Below are 17,294 nucleotides of genomic sequence, written 5' to 3'. Positions count from 1 at the left end.
TTAATCTAGATGAACCGCCTGAAAAAGAAAAAGGTACGCAATGCGTACCTTTTTTTATGCCTATATGTCAACGCCTGAATATTAGAGCTGAAAGTTCAAGATCATAAAGCTTTACAGGCTTTCAAACTCATCCACAGCGATCGCTATCTTACGTAGCCTGTCGGCCTCGAGTAGCGTGTCGCGCTCGGCCTCAGTGATGATCTTAAGCTCATAGGCTTGGGCATACAGGGCATCGTTTGCCTGTTTGCGCTCCAGCTTGCCTTCCTTCTGAGCATTGCGCAGCGTCTTAAACAGGTGCTTGGCCTTGTACTGAGCGATAAACGCATCTTCCACCTCGGCAATACCACCATTATCCCCTTCGAAATCTGGGCAAAGATGGGTCAACCTATCGCGGGCCGGACCGGGTCTGAGCATGCTCTGACACACGGCAATGGTGAGCTTGTCGTCCGGACCATTGAAATGGTTACCCAGTGGGAACACCAAGGCTCGCATCGCATAGGCCAGCGGGCGATTAGGGAAGTTACGCAGCGCGCCATAAAGCGCCTTAGCCGCCCTTTGTAACCTAAGCTGCATCACATAGTGTACGGTCGGCAGGTCGTCCTGCTGACGGCCATTATCTTCGAATAACTTGAGGGTGGCCGAGCCCAGGTAGAGTTCGCTGAGCACATCACCCAGGCGCGCCGACAACATCTCCTTGCGCTTGAGATCGCCGCCCATCACCAACATGGAGAGATCGGTAACGAAGGCGAGTGCCGCCGACAGACGAGTCATATCCTTGTAGTACTGTTTGGTTTCGCCGGATACGGGTGCCGAGTTGAATCGGCTGCCGGTTAAGGCGCCCCATAGTGAGCTCAGGGCATTACGAGCCGCATAGCCCATGTGACCCAGCAGCAGATTATCGAAGCGCTCTAACGCCTCGCCGGTATCTTCCATGGCCGCGGCTTCCATCTCGGCCAGCACATAAGGATGACAACGTGTCGCTCCCTGTCCGAAGATCATCAGGCTGCGGGTAAGAATGTTCGCCCCTTCTACCGTGATCGATATCGGCGTGGCCATATAGCCATGACCTAGATAGTTTTTAGGCCCAAGCTGGATCCCCTTGCCCGATTGAATATCCATGGCATCGTTGAGCACATCCCGGCCCATCTCTGTCATATGATACTTGGCGATGGCGGTAACCACTGAAGGCTTGACCTTAAGATCGATCCCCGTGGTAGTCAGACGGCGCGCCGCCTCTAGCTGATAGGTGTTGGCGATAATACGCGCCAAGGCCTCTTGCACCCCTTCAAACTGGCCGATGGACAAGCCAAATTGATGGCGTACATAACTGTAAGCAGTGGTGGTTTTCGTGGTCACATGACCGGAAGCCGTCGCCAAGGCGGGCAGCGAGATGCCGCGACCGGCCGAGAGACACTCGACCAACATACGCCAGCCACGGCCCGCGTATTGCGGCCCACCAATGATCCAATCCAGCGGAATAAAGACGTCCTCGCCGCGAGTCGTACCATTCATGAAGCCCATGTTAAGCGGGTTGTGACGATTACCTATCTCAACGCCGGGATGATCCGTTGGAATAAGGGCACAGGTGATCCCTATCTCTTCTCTGTCTCCCAGCAGGCCTTCAGGGTCACGCATCTGGAAGGCCAAGCCCAATACGGTAGATACCGGAGCCAGAGTGATATAGCGCTTGTCCCAGTTAAGCTTGAGGCCTAACACCTCTTCGCCCTGGAACTCACCACGGCACACTATGCCGGTATCGGGAATGGCGCCCGCATCTGAACCCGCCTCGGGGCCTGTCAGGGCAAAACAAGGCACGGCTTCACCGCTGGCCAGTTTCGGCAGCCAATGATCGCGCTGCTCCTTGGTGCCATAGTGGGTCAGCAGTTCGCCGGGACCTAAGGAGTTTGGCACCATAACACTCACCGCTGCGCTGACGCTGCGACTGGCAAGCTTACTGACGATGGTTGAGTTGGCATAGGCAGAGAAGGCCTTACCACCATATTCTTTGGGGATGATCAGGGCGAAGAAGCCCTCTTTCTTGAAGTAGTCCCACAGCTCGGGCGGCAGATCTTTACGCTCCTGCACTATGTTGAAATCATCAATCATAGTTAAAGCCGTCATCACCTGCTCATCGATAAAGGCTTTCTCCTCTTCGGTCAGCCTTGGACGGCCGTAGCTGTGCAGCGTATCCCAATTAGGCTTGCCACGAAACAGCTCTGCTTCCCACCACACATCACCGGCTTCCATCGCCTCTTTCTCGGTATCGGAGAGCGGCGGCAACACCTTCTTAAAGAAAGCGAATACGGGCCGCGTGATGCACTGCATACGAATATTTTTCACGCCAAAAAGCACTATGATAACCAATAGTGCCAGGATAAAGAGTGTCATGTTGCCCCCTACTGCGTTGTCACAGGCACTGCCACACCGGCAGCCAGATATGGAATAACCTTGCGGATCACGGCTTCGATATCATTGTGCTCATTGAAATCAGCCTCGGCAATTTCGGTCAAGGCATCGGCCGAGGCCATGGTGAAGACCACAGTGCCTAAGGTAAAGTGTAATCGCCAAAACATCTCTGCGGGGGGAATATGTGGCGCGCTTTCGGCAACCGCCTTCACAAACTCGCTCAGATGCTCACCATAATGCGTGGTAATAAACCATCTCAGGTGCCCCTGACTCTCGATATAGCCACGGCCCAACAGCTGCAAAAAGGTGCGGGTGCCGTCGGCCTTAAACTTGTTAAGCTCGAGGAGCGGTTTAACCAATGACGAGAAGATCTCATTCAGGCTAGGTTCGCTAGCCTGTTTTAATTGCACCACGGCATCTGAGGCTTCTGGCATGAAACGATCCAGATAGCGCGCGAGTACGGCGCGGATCAGCTCTTTCTTAGAGCCAAAATGATAGTTTACCGAGGCGAGGTTAACCTCTGCCTTGCTGGTGATCAGCCGCAAGGAGGTTTCTGAAAAGCCGCGCTCGGCGAATAGCTTTTCTGCCGCATCCAGTATTCTTGTTTTCGTGTCGGATCGATTTGCCATTCCGTGACCTACAACTCTGATTTAAACGTGTGTTTAAATTAAACACTGGTTCACCTATTGTCAAATGGAAATCAACAAGCTTTGCGAAGCCTTGCACAGGCATGGGGACCATTAATGGCTAAGGCAGATAAGGAAAAGCGCGATCAACTGTAAAATTTGGTGGAATTGAGTAAACTATGCCCCACAAAAAGCCACACAAAAATAACAAAGGAAGCATTCATGAAACCAATTTGTGCCAAGTTGACCCCGGTTGCCGTGGTCATCGCACTCTCTCTAGGGATCGGCGGCTGTAACGACAATAGCAATGTCAATACACAAAGCAATGCCAAGACAGAAAGCAAGGCCCAGCAGGCGGCAGGGCAAGATGGTCTAAAACAGCAAACCTCTGAGCAAGATAAGCTGGCCGAGGCCAAACAGTTTATCAGCAATGCCGAGAGCCAACTCGCCGATCTGTCTATCGAACAAAACCGCGCCGAGTGGATCTACAGCAACTTTATCACAGAAGACACGGCCGCCCTTGCCGCCTCTGTCGGCGAACGCCAAACCGCCCTATCGGTACAACTTGCCACCCAGGCCGCCAATTATAGCCAGCTACCTCTGGATGAGGTCAACGCCCGTAAACTCAATATATTACGTAGCGCACTGGTGTTGCCAGCGCCCCTGGATCCTAAGAAGAATGCCGAGCTTGCCAATATCAGCGCCGAGCTAAATGGCCTCTATGGTAAAGGCAAATACTGCCTGGCCGATGGACGCTGTCTCACTCAGCCTGAGCTTTCAGGCATCATGGCCAGCTCACGTGATCCAAAAGAGCTTGAGGAGATCTGGAAAGGCTGGCGCGAGATCGCCAAACCTATGCGTCCGCTGTTTGAGCGCGAGGTGGAGTTAGCCAACGAAGGGGCTAAAGATCTCGGTTATGCCAACCTGTCTGAACTCTGGCGCAGCCAGTACGACATGCAGCCCGATGCATTCTCTGCAGAGCTCGACAGACTCTGGGGTCAAGTCGAACCTCTGTATGAATCGCTGCACTGTTATGTCAGGGGCGAGCTGAACGAAAAATATGGCGATGAAGTCGCACCGAACCAAGGCCCTATTCCGGCACATCTGCTCGGCAACATGTGGGCCCAGCAATGGGGTAACGTCTATGACATGGTGGCGCCCCAAGATGCCGATCCTGGCTATGATGTGACCGAGCTGCTGGCCAAACAGGGCTACGATGAGCATCAGATGGTTAAACAGGCCGAGAGCTTCTTCACCTCGCTCGGTTTCGACCCACTGCCGGAAACCTTCTGGAGCCGTTCGCTCTTCCTGCAGCCCAAGGATCGTGATGTTGTCTGTCACGCCTCGGCCTGGGATCTAGACAACCTGGATGATATTCGTATCAAGATGTGTATCCAGAAGACGGCGGAAGATTTCACCGTTATTCACCATGAACTCGGGCACAACTTCTATCAACGCGCCTATAAAGAGCAGCCCTTCATCTTTAAGAACAGCGCCAACGACGGCTTCCACGAGGCGATTGGTGACACGGTCGCCCTGTCGATCACGCCAAACTACCTGAAGCAGATCGGCCTACTGGAAGAGGTGCCAGATGCCTCCAAAGATATCGGTCTCTTGCTAAGACAGGCACTGGATAAGGTGGCCTTTCTGCCCTTCGGCCTCATGATAGATCAATGGCGCTGGAAGGTATTTAGCGGGGAGATCACTCCAGCACAATACAACCAAGCCTGGTGGGAGCTGCGTGAGAAGTATCAGGGCGTTAAGGCGCCAATCGCCCGCAGCGAAGCCGACTTCGATCCGGGTGCCAAGTACCATGTACCCGGCAACGTGCCCTACACCCGCTACTTCCTGGCGCATATTCTCCAGTTCCAGTTCCATAAGGCGCTGTGTGATATCGCCGGCGATAAGGGCCCGGTTCACCGTTGCAGCATCTATGGTAACAAGGACGCGGGCGCTAAGCTAAACGCCATGTTAGAGATGGGTCAGAGTAAACCTTGGCCAGAAGCCCTTGAAGTGGTCACTGGCTCGCAAAACATGGATGCCTCTGCGGTACTCGATTACTTTGCGCCGCTAAAAGTATGGCTGGATGAGCAGAACAAGCAGGCTAACCGTCAGTGTGGCTGGTAAGCGGCAGTCTCATCGAACAGGTGCTGATGCAGGTAAACATGGCTCTGCACATAGCCCTGCTTTGAGAGAGTAGAAACAAAAAATCACCTCCTCGGAGGTGATTTTTTTGTCTATGTAAGCGCTAAAACATCGGCATTAGGCCCTAGGGAGCTGCAAACTGGCTCATCACCAAGCCCTTAGCAATAGGCCCTTCAGAGTTAAGCCGCCGCATTAGGCTCACAAGTGTTAGGCCCAGCGGTGCGTGCCCTTAGCATGTTGCTCTGCGGTGTCTAACTTATCTTGCTCCGATTTCGTTAGCATCACCATCATGGCACCTGGGCCGCCCCAGGCCGGTGGCGCACTATGAAATCCCTGCACCACCTCTATCTCGGCAAGCCAGGCAGCAACATAAGATTTGAGTTTGGCGGGAATAGGCTGACTATTTACTCCAGTGCCGTGGATCACGATAAGGTTTCTTAACCCTGACGCCTGACTGTTTATCACAAAATCGAAAAGCAGCTCTCTGGCCCTGATTAAACTCAGGCCGGTTAAATCCAGATCCGCCTGCACCTCATATTTTCCCTGGCGAAACAGCTTAAACACCTGTCCCTGCACGCCCTGTTTCTTAACGCTCACCACGGCGTATGGCTCCAGCGGCGTAATATCATTTAATTCGAGGGACAATTTCTCAAGCGCTAAGCGCCGCTGCGCATCATGGTGACGCCTCTGCCCCTCAGTGCTCAAGCCGCTCTTAACTGGCGTCACCGCATTACTTGCCTTTAACGGCTTAACACCTTGCATAGAAGCGAGAAATAAAGCGCTTTCATCTTCACTCATGCCTATCTCCTCCACTTCTGTCTTTCACTAACACGCCGGGAACCGCTATGGTTGCTATTGTTACGAGGCACACCACCTAAAAGCTCACTCAATGCATAAGCTAATCACTAAGTCACTCGCAGAGTTATCCGCTAGGCCAATTCGCTACATCAGTTGTTAAACCAATTACCGCATACAAGCGCCCGGTCAGGTAAAAGTATCCGTTTAGGCTCAGCAAAACTCAAGTACGGTATCGGGCGGGGCCCTTCAAGCGCCTCAAATTTCACCAGTCTAAGGTCAGCAACCTGGTAGGTTTTGCTTTTCATGCCATAAAAAGCTCAGACGCCTTGATGCTTGTAAACGTCGAGAAAAGAGGTGATTAGCGGCAAAGTTGCAGAAAAAAACATCGCCTAGCACCAGAGACACAATTTGTTAAGAACTAAATCTTTCGCATCAAAAGGCCATGGATTATAGTGACCCTAGTAATAGCAGCAGCGTATAGCTAAATGAAACTCTTCAAATTTGTCCTTGTCTTGGGGCTCTGTGCTCTCAATTTCCAAGCCTTTGCCCAAAAGAATGACAATGATGCCTTAAATCAGTTCTATAAGCAGTTCAGCATCGCGTTTGAACAGCTGGACGCGGCCGTCATTCAGGATATCTACGCGGAGAATGCCTGCTACATTCCCGAGCAACAGAACAAAGAGATCACCATGGGGCGCGATAACATTATCGAGCTCTACAAACGCTTCTTTGGCAAGATTAAACATAAGAATGCCCAGATAGAGGTGGATTTTCGCGTGGTCGAGCGCCAGCTAGACAAACAACAGGCGACCGATGTGGGCTATTATCTTATCCGCTTCTATCCGCCTAAAGAAACCGAAGAACCCGTGAGTGAGTTCGCCGGCAAGTTTGTCACCGTCTCCAAAAAGAAGGCCGATGGCAAGTGGTACCTCACGGTAGATACCAACAATCGTTCGGAACCGTCGTTTTACTATAGCGCCAAGCCCTTACCTAACCTCTATTACGGCCGTCAGTTTTCGACACTAAACGAGTCAAACAGCAATCATGATTAACCCCTCCCTCCCTTGCCCCTGTGGCAGGTCGGTGAAAGATAAACCCCTAAGCTACAGCCAGTGTTGTGAACCTTTTCATCTCGGGGTCATTGCGCCGGATCCCGAATCCTTGATGCGTAGCCGCTATTCGGCGTTTGTGCTCAAACGCCATCAGTATCTTATCGATACCCATCATCCCGACTATCTTAACGGCCTGAGTGTCGAGATCCTCGATGAAGAGAATCATACGAGTTGGCTGGGGCTGAGCGTCAATCGAAGCAGCAGCGCTCAAGATGAGGGAATGGTAGAGTTTCACGCTTGGTACCAGGGAGTCAACGGATTGGATGCCATTCATGAGATCTCAGACTTTGTGAAACGGGATGGCCGCTGGTGGTACACCCAGGGCGAGCAACTTGTGCCCACACCCCCCAAACGCAACGATCCCTGTGTTTGCCAGAGCGGCAAGAAATTTAAGCAGTGCTGTCTTAAATAGTCAGATTAAGCTATTTAGCCAAACAGGCTACGACCGCTTATACACCACAAACCTGAGCCCCCACGCCAACTTTCACCGCTAGCTCACTACAGAGCGGTGGCATTACTGTGGCATTAGTTTGGTTGCTTTAATGCAGCGGCGTCTCGGCATTGGCTCGCAGGAACTGGCTGAATTCGGCTTCCCTAAGGGCTGGGCTGTAAAGGAAACCTTGGGCCTGATGACAGCTCAATGCCGACAGGAAAGATTCCTGCTCGGCGGTTTCTACACCTTCGGCCGTCAATGACAGATTGAGCGCCTTGGCCATGGCGATGATGGCGCTGACGATCTCGCGGCTCTCACGACTGACACTCAGATCTGATATGAAGGATCTGTCTATCTTAAGCTTAGAGATGGGGAACTGCTTGAGATAACGCATTGAGCTGTAACCCGTGCCGAAATCGTCGATCGCCAGCCCCACCCCTAACTCGGCCAACTCTTTACAAAGGTTAGTCGCATAGACCACATCTTCCATCAGCTCGGTCTCGGTGATCTCTAAGATCAAGGTATTGGGGCGAATACGGTAACGAGTAACCAGTTGCCATACCTGATCATAGAGCTGAGTACTGAAAAACTGCCGCGCCGATACATTCACATGCATGGAGATGTTGATGTTATGATGCTGCCACAGATTGAGCTGACGGCAGGCGGCTTCTAACACCCATTCGCCTATGGCGGCAATCATGCCGGTTTGCTCGGCGATATCGATAAAGGCGCCGGGATAGAGCACCCCTTTCTTGGGATGATGCCAACGGATCAAGGCCTCGGCGCCAATATAGGCCTGTCGGCCGAGATCTTTAAGCGGCTGATAATAGAGTTCAAACTCGCGATTCTTCAGCGCCGCCTGCAGATCCCGCTCGATCTGTGCATCCTCTTTGAAGGTGTTTAACAGGGCATGGTTGAAGATCTGTATCGCACTGCCCTGCTTCTTCTTGGCATATTGCACTGCGATATCGGCGCAGGTAAGCGCAGAGAACCCTGCCTCCAGGGCATCTATCTCGACCACTGAGAGTGCAGGTTTAGCCTCAAATGATTCGGCGCCCACCTGCACAGGCAGGCTCAGCTGATGATAGAGGCGCTTGATGGCATAATCCAGGCTCTGCTCATCCTCTACTCCTTGTAGCACCAGGGCAAACTCATCGCTGCCCACACGGGCCATCAGCTCCGCCTTCTTGACGCTGGCGAAATGTTTGATACGACGCGCCACCTCGATCAACAGGCTATCGCCCTTCTCGTGACCATAGGTATCGTTGAAGCGCTTAAAGCCTCTGAGATCGATCAACATCAGGTGGCCGCTACGGAGTTTTTCCAAGGCGCGATTGAAATAGCTGCGGTTATACAGGCCCGTCAGCGAACAGCGCCAGGCAAGACGCTCGAGTTCATTCTGCTGTACCAGCTCTTCCGAGCAATCTTCTGCGGTCACCAGGGCGTAATGATTGCCCCTTGGCGTGGTGAAGGGACGCACCCGATAGCGCAGCCAATAGCTTTCGCCGTCTCGGCGGGTCAACTGGGTGTTTCCCTTAGTGATCTTGCCTTGCTTGACTTGGGCCAGTACCGCATCGGCCTGCACCGGCGATTGCTTAAAGAAATCCAGACAGGTTAGCGATTTGCCTAAGATCTGCTGCTTAGGCACCCCAGAGATGGCGTGATGGGCGCCGTTGACGTATTCAATCTTATCCGTGGCCAGATTGACGACCATACTGATCTGTTCAGACTGCTCTATCGCCTTCAAGAACAGACTCAGGCGCTCGTCTGTGTCGTAGGCTCTCTGGGTGGCCAGGGTCAACGCAAGCTGATCGGCGACCTGGGAAACGATATGAATCTCGCTTTCTGGCCATTCATGGGGCTGTAAAGACTCTAGATAGAGCACACCTTCCAGATGGCCATTGATACGAATCGCCACATCGAGATGTGACACCACGGCGCTGGCCTGTAGATGCTCACGAATCTCGGCGACGCGGCTGTCCTGCTCCACGTCGAGCACATCTATGATACGACCGCGTTTGAGTTGTTCGAAATAGTTAGGACAAAGACCCTGTGCGGGACGCGAAACATGATTCTGAGAAGACAGATTAACTGATGCTTGGCTTTGAGAACCCGAAAGAGCTATGAGCTCACTGGTCTCGCAACCGGAAAACAGGCAAACACCTATGTTGTCGACCTTCAGGGATTGACTGAGCAGATCACAGGCAAGCTCGGCCGTCTCTTTAAACTGGCCTTCTTGTTTCTGCGTCGAATTGACTATCGTTTCAAGCAGATGTTGAAATTGTCGCTTGGTCATAAAATCCTACTGCCGATAACCTTTGCCAATAAAAAGGTTATCAAGGTAAAACCGCCAAAGACGGTACAACATAGATGTTATTGTTATTATTTAACGTTCAATTTGTGCACATTACACGAATAACTAGCTAATTAGCAAGCAAATATAGCAGGCCCTTATTAGAGGCCATGCTCGAGTTGAAAAATCATCTTCTCGGCGCTGTAACCAAAGGTCAGACGTAGCTCCTGGCCGCCTTCAACCGCCTTAATTTCACTCTCTACACCCTCGAAACGCTGTTTGGCCGCTTCTGCCATGGCTTGCAACTCACTCTGGGCCTTGTCACCCTCACGAACCAGAGTCAGTACTGTGTCAAACTCGTCTATCACAGCGCCTATGTCGGCATAGCTGCCACAATCGTTACAGGTATCATTGACTAACTCGGATTGACCTTCTTGAATCTTCTTCATCTTGACGCTTAACCTTTTAACTGAAAATGCTCTTAGCTATATATAGCAAAACCCAAGCGTTCGCACTTAAAACTAAGCCAAAATGTCTCCTAACGCACGTTGCCTGACGATCTGCTCGGTAAAATGGGGCAGCTCCATCACAGGTGCATCGGCGTCAAGTTCATTATGAAAACGCGCCAAAGTGACGGGATCGCAGTTAGCCAACACCTCTTGCATCGCCAATGGATCTCGCCCTCTATGTACCAAGGGTTCAGGATTTAAGTATTGCTGTAGATGAAAACCACAGAGGCCCGCTTGATGAAACCGCTCACTATTATCTCTGTCTTTACCCAGATGCAGTGCGCTGGTCAGGGGCTGAGCGTCCGGTAACTCAAACTGACGCTTGAGCTTCGTTTCAACATCACTGGGTGTTTGATCCAGGTTAAACTGCGCCATATCGCGGGCGTCGTTAGACAGCATGGCTAACAGTAGACCAAATTCGCCCCGGCGATGATCGACTATCGCCTGATTGAGTCGGGTCCCCAATTGATTTTCGTTGATGATCAACTGACTAGTTCGCATAAAAAAACATCAATAAAACAGCTCGTTGCTATTTAATCGACCGCTTGCGCCATAACTTTAGTAATTATTTTAAATTGGGGCTTTACAGCGCCAACGATTCTGACTACTATGGCCGCCGCAATTGAGGAGGGGTTCCCGAGTGGCCAAAGGGATCAGACTGTAAATCTGACGGCTCAGCCTTCGAAGGTTCGAATCCTTCTCCCTCCACCATTTGCCTACAATGTAATAAAGAGATACTCGTGGAGGGGTTCCCGAGTGGCCAAAGGGATCAGACTGTAAATCTGACGGCTCAGCCTTCGAAGGTTCGAATCCTTCTCCCTCCACCATCTTTATCTTGTTATTACCTTGTTTTGCTGTAAAAAAATATGGAGGGGTTCCCGAGTGGCCAAAGGGATCAGACTGTAAATCTGACGGCTCAGCCTTCGAAGGTTCGAATCCTTCTCCCTCCACCATTTTTTCTCCTGCGTTATCTCATCTCTCAGCTTTACCCTAAACTTCAGCTTTCCCTTAAAACTTAGCTTCCCCTTAAAACTTAGCTTCCCCGTTTGCTTTACCTATTGCCATAAAACGCATCTTTTTTAAGCAAAACTAATTCATCCCGTTTGCTACCCACTGCAACATACCGCTTAAGCCATTTTCCAGTCGATCCTTCAATCGTCACGACAAGTGCCCTCGACGCTCGGTCGCATTTCTTTTCGATTTTCCTTTTCGTTATAATTTATTTCGTTAAGCTATAACGTCTATCCGCTCAATAACCTCAGGAGCCACAATGGATCAATCTTGGGTCAACCAGGCCATCGCAAAGATCGAGGCTGATTATCAACGCAGTGCAGACACTCATCTGATCAAGCTGGAACTGCCTATGCTCCCCGGCATCGACATTTACCTAAAAGATGAAAGCACCCATCCCACAGGCAGCCTCAAGCATCGTCTGGCGCGATCCCTGTTTCTCTACGCCCTGTGTAACGGCTGGATCACCCAAGATACACCCATCATAGAGTCTTCATCCGGCAGTACCGCAGTATCAGAGGCCTACTTCGCGCGCCTACTGGGCCTGCCATTTATCGCCGTGATGCCCGCCTCAACTGCCAAGAAGAAGATCCAACAGATCGAGTTTTATGGTGGACGCTGCCATTTCGTCGAGCATTCCAGTCAGATCTACGCCGAGTCACAACGCCTGGCCGACGAGCTATCGGGCCACTATATGGATCAGTTTACCTACGCAGAGCGGGCCACCGACTGGCGCGGTAACAACAATATCGCCAACTCCATCTTCGAGCAGATGCAAAGAGAGCCGCATCCCGTCCCCAGCTGGATCGTGATGAGCCCTGGCACCGGTGGCACCTCGGCCACCATAGGCCGCTATATTCGTTACCAGTGTGCTAAGACCAAGCTTTGTGTGGTGGATCCAGAAAATTCGGTGTTCTACGACTATTACCATAGTGGCGATGCCAGCATAAGCTGCGCCGGCGCCAGCCGTATCGAAGGCATAGGCCGGCCGCGGGCGGAGCCCTCTTTTATTCCAGGAGTTGTCGACCATATGGTCAAGATAGACGACAGCGCATCGATCGCCACCATCTATTGGTTAGAGACGCTGATAGGTCGCAAGGCAGGCCCCTCGACCGGCACCAACCTCTATGGCGCGCTGCAACTGGCCAGCGAGATGCATGCCAACGGCCAAACTGGCTCAATCGTTACCCTGCTATGCGACTCGGGAGATCGTTATCTCGATACCTACTACGACAAGCAATGGGTAGATGAGCATATCGGCGACATCACTGAGTATCAGGCCAAGCTAGCGGCATTTAATGAGTCGGGGCATTTGGAATAGCCGGCCTATCTGACCAATTCTCAAGCAGGAACTTTAGAGAAGATAAGTAGGCTCAAGGAGTCATTAAAAAAAACGGCGCCGATGCGCCGTTTTTTTATGTGAACTTATGTATCCCTGATACTTAATCGATATTCAGATATTTATGGGTCTGAATAGAGAGGCGCCAGTTGCGCTCGATGCAGACCTTCATCGCCAACTCGGTGGCGCGGGGCTTCAGGCTAATCGGCTGAAGGCAGATGGTCTTGCCAAGAGTGTCTATACCTTTGAGCAGCTCGTCGAGTTCCTCGATATGCGAAGCCTTTGCGACCGGGTGTTTGATCTCATCGGCGCGTTCCAGCGCCTGCTCTAACACCTTATAACCGCCCTTCATGTTGATCTTAGGCGATACCGTCACCCAGGCGCGAGGGTCCACCAACACATCGAAGGTCCCACTGGTCTCGATTTGACACTGCATGCCCGCATCGGCAAAGGCCTGAGTCAAGTCGATAAGATCATAGATACAAGGCTCGCCGCCGGTGATCACCACATGTTTGGCGCTAAAGCCCTGCACCTTGAAGTGCATCAGCAGCTCACGGGCATCCAGCTCGGCCCAGCGGCCGATGGCGCCGTCCACCTGGATCACTTGCTCGGAGGAGACGCGGTTCTCGGCTAAGGTTTCCCAGGTATGTTTGGTATCGCACCATGAACACCCCACAGGGCAGCCCTGCAGACGGACGAAGATCGCCGGCACGCCCGTGTAAACCCCTTCACCTTGGATGGTTTCAAAAACTTCATTAACAGGATACTTCATCTTAAACCTCGTCACTTGCGGGCGGCTTTTATAGAAGATTTTGCCCCTACAAGCAAGTATAACCCCATTAATTCCCCAAGGTTTCACCAATTTGCCCATGGCTTAGGCGGATCGCCACAAGAAATTTTGCAAGGCCTTGTGGGTCAGTTAAACTATCGACAAATTTTCTATCTGGACAGATCAGATGTCTAAAGCTGTTGTTGTGTTTAGTGGCGGACAAGACTCCACCACCTGTTTAATTCAAGCCCTGAATCAATATGATGAAGTGCATGCGGTTACCTTCGATTATGGCCAGCGCCACAGCGAAGAGATCGCCACCGCCGCTAAGCTGGCCAAAGATCTCAAGGTTGCCAGCCATAAGATATTAGATGTAACCGTGCTGAACGAGCTGGCAATCTCAGCCCTAACCCGTGATTCCATTCCTGTGTCGAATGAATTGATGGAAAACGGCCTGCCCAACACCTTCGTGCCCGGCCGCAACATACTGTTTCTCACCTTAGCCGGGATCTATGCCTATCAGCTGGGCGCCGAGAGTGTGATCACCGGCGTGTGTGAAACCGATTTCTCCGGCTATCCAGATTGTCGCGATTCGTTTATCAAGGCGATGCAGTCGGCGCTCGAACAGGGTATGGATCGTGAACTTAAGCTTGTCACTCCCTTAATGTGGCTTAACAAGGCCCAGACCTGGGCACTGGCAGACAAATACCACAGCCTTGAGCTGGTTAGAGACCAGACCCTCACCTGCTACAACGGTATCGTCGGCAGTGGCTGCGGCACCTGCCCCGCCTGCCTGCTGAGAGCCAAGGGACTGAATGACTATCTGGATGACAAAGCAGGCGTCATGGCCGAACTGGACGCAAAATGTTAGGTCGGCTGACGTCGCGCGCTACGCCCTATGGCGTGGTGCTGGGGATCAGCATACTCTGCACTCTGCTCTACTTTCTCCACCTGGACGGCACGCTCGCCTTTCGCCGCAGTGCCATTGCGCACGGAGAGTGGTGGCGCCTGGTTAGCGGCAATCTGCTGCACACCAATCATTGGCATCTGTTGATGAATCTAGCGGGTCTGTGGGTAATCAGTTTTCTGCACGAGAACCACTACCGCGCCGGTAATTTCACCCTACTGTTTGCCCTGCTCTGCCTACTTCAGGGGCTAGGCCTCTACTGGTTTTTCCCCACCTTAGCCGGCTATGTAGGCCTCAGCGGCATGCTGCATGGTTTGTTTGCCTACGGCGCGCTAAAAGATATTCAGATGAAGATCCGCTCCGGCTACCTGCTATTTGCCGGCGTCTGCTTCAAGGTGGCTTATGAGCAATATTACGGCGCCACGGATCAGATCACTAAGCTGATCGATGCCAGGGTCGCCACAGAGGCGCATTTGGTAGGTGTGATCAGCGGCGTGCTGGTATTTTTGCTCTATCGTCTCATCAGGCGACTGGCGCGCTAATGACCTAACGCTAATAACCGAGTTAACGGCATTGCTTATAACATTGGCCCTGAAAAGATAAAAAGGCTCACCTAGGTGAGCCTTTTCTTTTATGAATCTCTGCAGCGTGATCAGACTAAGCCTTAATCAGCGCCTCGCGCAGGGCCAACACCTCGTCACGCAGCGCTGCCGCCTGTTCAAACTCCAGATCTCTGGCATGTTGGTGCATACGCTTCTCCAGCTCATCGATCTGATGGCTGAGGCTGGACGCATCTTGCTTGGCATAGGTAGTCCTGGACTCGGCAACCTTCTGGTATTTCGGCAACACCTTGGCGGTATGCTCGTTATAGTCACCCAGATCCATCACATCGGCAATCTTCTTCGACACCCCTTTCGGTGTGATGCCGTTGGCCAGGTTGAACTCGTGCTGTTTCTCCCTGCGACGCTCAGTCTCGCCGATCGCCTTGGCCATCGACTTAGTCATATTATCGGCGTAGAGGATCACCTTACCGTTCACGTTTCGGGCGGCGCGACCTATGGTCTGAATGAGGGAGCGCTCTGAGCGCAGGAAGCCTTCCTTATCGGCATCTAAGATGCACACCAGGGAGACCTCGGGCATATCCAGGCCCTCCCTGAGCAAGTTGATGCCGACCAGCACATCAAATACACCCAGGCGAAGGTCGCGGATGATCTCCACCCGCTCTACCGTATCTATGTCTGAGTGCAGATAACGTACCTTGACACCATGCTCATCGAGATACTCCGTAAGATCTTCCGCCATACGTTTGGTTAACGTGGTCACCAACACCCGCTCGTTCACCGCGACGCGCTTGTTGGCTTCAGACAGAAGATCGTCCACCTGAATTGCGACCGGGCGCACCTCTATCTCGGGATCCAGCAGGCCTGTCGGCCGCACCACCTGCTCGGCGATCTCCCCGTCGCTCTTATCCAGCTCATATTGCGCCGGGGTTGCCGACACAAAGATGGTCTGTGGCATCAGGGATTCGAACTCTTCGAACTTGAGCGGACGGTTATCCAGCGCCGAGGGCAGACGGAAACCATACTCCACCAGATTCATCTTGCGCGAACGGTCACCCTTATACATGGCGCCGATCTGCGGCACTGTTACGTGGGACTCGTCGAGGATCAACAGGCCGTCGGCTGGCAAATAGTCCAGCAGGGTCGGCGGCCCCTCACCCGGGCGTCTGCCAGAGAGATAGCGGGAGTAGTTTTCGATGCCAGAGCAGTATCCCAGCTCTGTCATCATCTCAATATCGTATTGCACCCGCTCAGAGATCCGCTGCGCCTCGATAAGCTTATTATTGTCTAGCAGATACTGCTTTCGCTCTCTGAGCTCCTGCTTGATATCCTCTGTAGCCGCCAGGATCTTCTCTCTGGGCGTCACATAGTGGGTCTTAGGATAGACGGTAGTGCGCGCGATGCGCTGCAGAATATGGCCGGTCAAGGGATCGAACAGGCTGAGACGGTCAATTTCATCGTCGAACAGTTCGACACGGATCGCCTGCTTGTCAGATTCGGCCGGGAAGATATCGATCACCTCACCGCGCACCCTGAAGGTACCGCGATCCAGCTCGATATCGTTACGGGTATATTGCAGCTCGCTCAGGCGCTGCAGGATCTCCCTTTGGCCCATAAAATCGCCCTGACGCAGATGCAGCAACATCTTCATGTAGGACTCAGGGTCGCCCAAACCATAAATGGCCGACACAGAGGCGATCAGCACCACATCGCGCCGCTCAAGCAACGCCTTAGTTGCAGAGAGTCGCATCTGTTCGATATGAGCATTGACCGAGGCATCCTTCTCAATGAAGGTATTGGTCGACGGCACATAGGCTTCGGGCTGATAATAGTCGTAGTAGGAGACGAAATACTCGACGGCATTATTAGGAAAGAACTCCTTCATCTCGCCATAGAGCTGGGCCGCCAAAGTCTTGTTGGGCGCCATGATGATAGTTGGGCGCTGCATCTGTTTGATAACATTGGCGATGGTAAAGGTTTTGCCGGATCCCGTAACCCCAAGCAGTGTCTGGCTTGCCAGCCCGGCATCCAGGCCGTCGACAAGTTGCTTGATCGCGCCGGGCTGATCGCCAGCCGGCGCGTATTGCGAAACGAGATCAAATGCTGATTCACTCAATGGTGCACTCCTTTATAGCTGTGCACCTATCTTAAAGTACCCACAGCTATTAGCCAATGAGACACGCCATTTTCTTAATCGGCAGAATTCACCTAAACGCCCCATAAATGTCATACTCTTGTCATGTAAGTTTTGTACAAAGGGCAAATTCACGCTTCATGGTCAAAAAACAGGCTAAAACTCACGCCTGTAGCCAATTTAATACACAAGTAAAGGGCCAAAACTCATTACATATCTGTAACGTCATGCAGATAAATGTATAAAGGGGCT

Annotated in this window: 14 protein-coding genes and 3 tRNA genes; 9 read left to right on the top strand and 8 right to left on the bottom strand. The window is 52.2% G+C overall.

The window, feature by feature from the left end; genetic code table 11:
- Positions 1-111: 111 nt before the first annotated feature.
- Positions 112-2,388 (bottom strand): acyl-CoA dehydrogenase, encoded by a 2,277-nt coding sequence (locus K0H81_RS09450; protein ID WP_220060698.1) that lies wholly within the window; start codon positions 2,386-2,388, stop codon positions 112-114.
- 8 nt (positions 2,389-2,396) lie between these two features.
- Positions 2,397-3,035, bottom strand: coding sequence for a TetR family transcriptional repressor PsrA (gene psrA, locus K0H81_RS09445; protein WP_011865850.1), 639 nt, complete (start codon positions 3,033-3,035; stop codon positions 2,397-2,399).
- 219 nt (positions 3,036-3,254) lie between these two features.
- On the opposite strand from psrA, the gene K0H81_RS09440 reads away from it, so the two are divergent.
- Positions 3,255-5,159, top strand: a complete 1,905-nt coding sequence (locus K0H81_RS09440; protein ID WP_220060697.1) for a M2 family metallopeptidase — start codon at positions 3,255-3,257, stop codon at positions 5,157-5,159.
- Between the two features lie 225 nt (positions 5,160-5,384).
- Here K0H81_RS09440 and smrA read toward each other — a convergent pair whose 3' ends face one another.
- Complete coding sequence (gene smrA, locus K0H81_RS09435; RefSeq protein WP_220060696.1) at positions 5,385-5,975, bottom strand: DNA endonuclease SmrA; 591 nt, start codon at positions 5,973-5,975, stop codon at positions 5,385-5,387.
- A gap of 485 nt (positions 5,976-6,460) precedes the next feature.
- Between smrA and K0H81_RS09430 the strand changes: the two genes are divergently transcribed.
- Positions 6,461-7,027 (top strand): YybH family protein, encoded by a 567-nt coding sequence (locus K0H81_RS09430; protein ID WP_220060695.1) that lies wholly within the window; start codon positions 6,461-6,463, stop codon positions 7,025-7,027.
- Complete coding sequence (locus tag K0H81_RS09425; protein WP_220060694.1) at positions 7,020-7,499, top strand: YchJ family protein; 480 nt, start codon at positions 7,020-7,022, stop codon at positions 7,497-7,499. Before K0H81_RS09430 ends, K0H81_RS09425 begins: the two co-directional genes overlap by 8 nt.
- A 127-nt stretch (positions 7,500-7,626) precedes the next feature.
- Here K0H81_RS09425 and K0H81_RS09420 read toward each other — a convergent pair whose 3' ends face one another.
- The 3 genes from K0H81_RS09420 to K0H81_RS09410 form a co-directional block, all read right to left on the bottom strand.
- Positions 7,627-9,816, bottom strand: a complete 2,190-nt coding sequence (locus K0H81_RS09420) for a putative bifunctional diguanylate cyclase/phosphodiesterase (protein ID WP_220060693.1) — start codon at positions 9,814-9,816, stop codon at positions 7,627-7,629.
- A gap of 158 nt (positions 9,817-9,974) precedes the next feature.
- The gene (locus tag K0H81_RS09415; RefSeq protein WP_144204248.1) at positions 9,975-10,262 is read right to left on the bottom strand and encodes a DUF406 family protein; all 288 of its coding nucleotides are present in this window, start codon (positions 10,260-10,262) and stop codon (positions 9,975-9,977) included.
- A gap of 72 nt (positions 10,263-10,334) precedes the next feature.
- Positions 10,335-10,823 carry a VC2046/SO_2500 family protein gene (locus tag K0H81_RS09410; protein WP_220060692.1) on the bottom strand — a complete coding sequence of 163 codons (489 nt, stop codon included), beginning with the start codon at positions 10,821-10,823 and terminating at the stop codon, positions 10,335-10,337.
- A 125-nt stretch (positions 10,824-10,948) separates the two neighbouring features.
- Between K0H81_RS09410 and K0H81_RS09405 the strand changes: the two genes are divergently transcribed.
- The 4 genes from K0H81_RS09405 to K0H81_RS09390 all read left to right on the top strand — a co-directional run bounded on the left by K0H81_RS09405 (position 10,949) and on the right by K0H81_RS09390 (position 12,654).
- Positions 10,949-11,033 (top strand) — tRNA-Tyr (locus K0H81_RS09405).
- 31 nt (positions 11,034-11,064) lie between these two features.
- Positions 11,065-11,149: transfer RNA gene (locus tag K0H81_RS09400), tRNA-Tyr, on the top strand.
- A 41-nt stretch (positions 11,150-11,190) separates the two neighbouring features.
- Positions 11,191-11,275: transfer RNA gene (locus K0H81_RS09395), tRNA-Tyr, on the top strand.
- Between the two features lie 317 nt (positions 11,276-11,592).
- Positions 11,593-12,654 carry a PLP-dependent cysteine synthase family protein gene (locus K0H81_RS09390; protein ID WP_220060691.1) on the top strand — a complete coding sequence of 354 codons (1,062 nt, stop codon included), beginning with the start codon at positions 11,593-11,595 and terminating at the stop codon, positions 12,652-12,654.
- Positions 12,655-12,775: 121 nt separating this feature from the next.
- On the opposite strand, the gene queE is transcribed toward K0H81_RS09390, so the two are convergent.
- Positions 12,776-13,444 carry a 7-carboxy-7-deazaguanine synthase QueE gene (gene queE / locus K0H81_RS09385; protein ID WP_220060690.1) on the bottom strand — a complete coding sequence of 223 codons (669 nt, stop codon included), beginning with the start codon at positions 13,442-13,444 and terminating at the stop codon, positions 12,776-12,778.
- Positions 13,445-13,628: 184 nt separating this feature from the next.
- Here queE and queC point away from each other — a divergent pair, with 184 nt between their 5' ends.
- Positions 13,629-14,312: a 7-cyano-7-deazaguanine synthase QueC gene (queC, locus tag K0H81_RS09380; protein WP_220060689.1), complete on the top strand. Its 684-nt coding sequence runs from the start codon at positions 13,629-13,631 to the stop codon at positions 14,310-14,312.
- The gene (rrtA, locus tag K0H81_RS09375; RefSeq protein ID WP_220060688.1) at positions 14,306-14,890 is read left to right on the top strand and encodes a rhombosortase; all 585 of its coding nucleotides are present in this window, start codon (positions 14,306-14,308) and stop codon (positions 14,888-14,890) included. The genes queC and rrtA overlap by 7 nt, the downstream gene beginning before the upstream one ends.
- A gap of 115 nt (positions 14,891-15,005) precedes the next feature.
- Here the strand turns inward: rrtA and uvrB are convergent, their stop codons facing one another.
- Entirely contained in the window at positions 15,006-17,024 is a 2,019-nt protein-coding gene (gene uvrB, locus K0H81_RS09370; RefSeq protein ID WP_220060687.1) for an excinuclease ABC subunit UvrB, read from the bottom strand.
- Between the last annotated feature and the right edge of the window lie 270 nt (positions 17,025-17,294).

This window comes from Shewanella halotolerans, assembly GCF_019457535.1.
GTDB lineage: Bacteria > Pseudomonadota > Gammaproteobacteria > Enterobacterales > Shewanellaceae > Shewanella > Shewanella halotolerans.
Note: the sequence above shows the minus strand (reverse complement) of the source record. Positions and strands in the feature narration are given on the sequence as shown.

Bases quoted from the DNA above. Each gene is read 5' to 3' on its own strand.
- K0H81_RS09450 (WP_220060698.1), bottom strand. From the start codon at position 2,388: ATGACACTCTTTATCCTGGCACTATTGGTTATCATAGTGCTTTTTGGC.
- psrA (WP_011865850.1), bottom strand. From the start codon at position 3,035: ATGGCAAATCGATCCGACACGAAAACAAGAATACTGGATGCGGCAGAA.
- K0H81_RS09440 (WP_220060697.1), top strand. From the start codon at position 3,255: ATGAAACCAATTTGTGCCAAGTTGACCCCGGTTGCCGTGGTCATCGCA.
- smrA (WP_220060696.1), bottom strand. From the start codon at position 5,975: ATGAGTGAAGATGAAAGCGCTTTATTTCTCGCTTCTATGCAAGGTGTT.
- K0H81_RS09430 (WP_220060695.1), top strand. From the start codon at position 6,461: ATGAAACTCTTCAAATTTGTCCTTGTCTTGGGGCTCTGTGCTCTCAAT.
- K0H81_RS09425 (WP_220060694.1), top strand. From the start codon at position 7,020: ATGATTAACCCCTCCCTCCCTTGCCCCTGTGGCAGGTCGGTGAAAGAT.
- K0H81_RS09420 (WP_220060693.1), bottom strand. From the start codon at position 9,816: ATGACCAAGCGACAATTTCAACATCTGCTTGAAACGATAGTCAATTCG.
- K0H81_RS09415 (WP_144204248.1), bottom strand. From the start codon at position 10,262: ATGAAGAAGATTCAAGAAGGTCAATCCGAGTTAGTCAATGATACCTGT.
- K0H81_RS09410 (WP_220060692.1), bottom strand. From the start codon at position 10,823: ATGCGAACTAGTCAGTTGATCATCAACGAAAATCAATTGGGGACCCGA.
- K0H81_RS09390 (WP_220060691.1), top strand. From the start codon at position 11,593: ATGGATCAATCTTGGGTCAACCAGGCCATCGCAAAGATCGAGGCTGAT.
- queE (WP_220060690.1), bottom strand. From the start codon at position 13,444: ATGAAGTATCCTGTTAATGAAGTTTTTGAAACCATCCAAGGTGAAGGG.
- queC (WP_220060689.1), top strand. From the start codon at position 13,629: ATGTCTAAAGCTGTTGTTGTGTTTAGTGGCGGACAAGACTCCACCACC.
- rrtA (WP_220060688.1), top strand. From the start codon at position 14,306: ATGTTAGGTCGGCTGACGTCGCGCGCTACGCCCTATGGCGTGGTGCTG.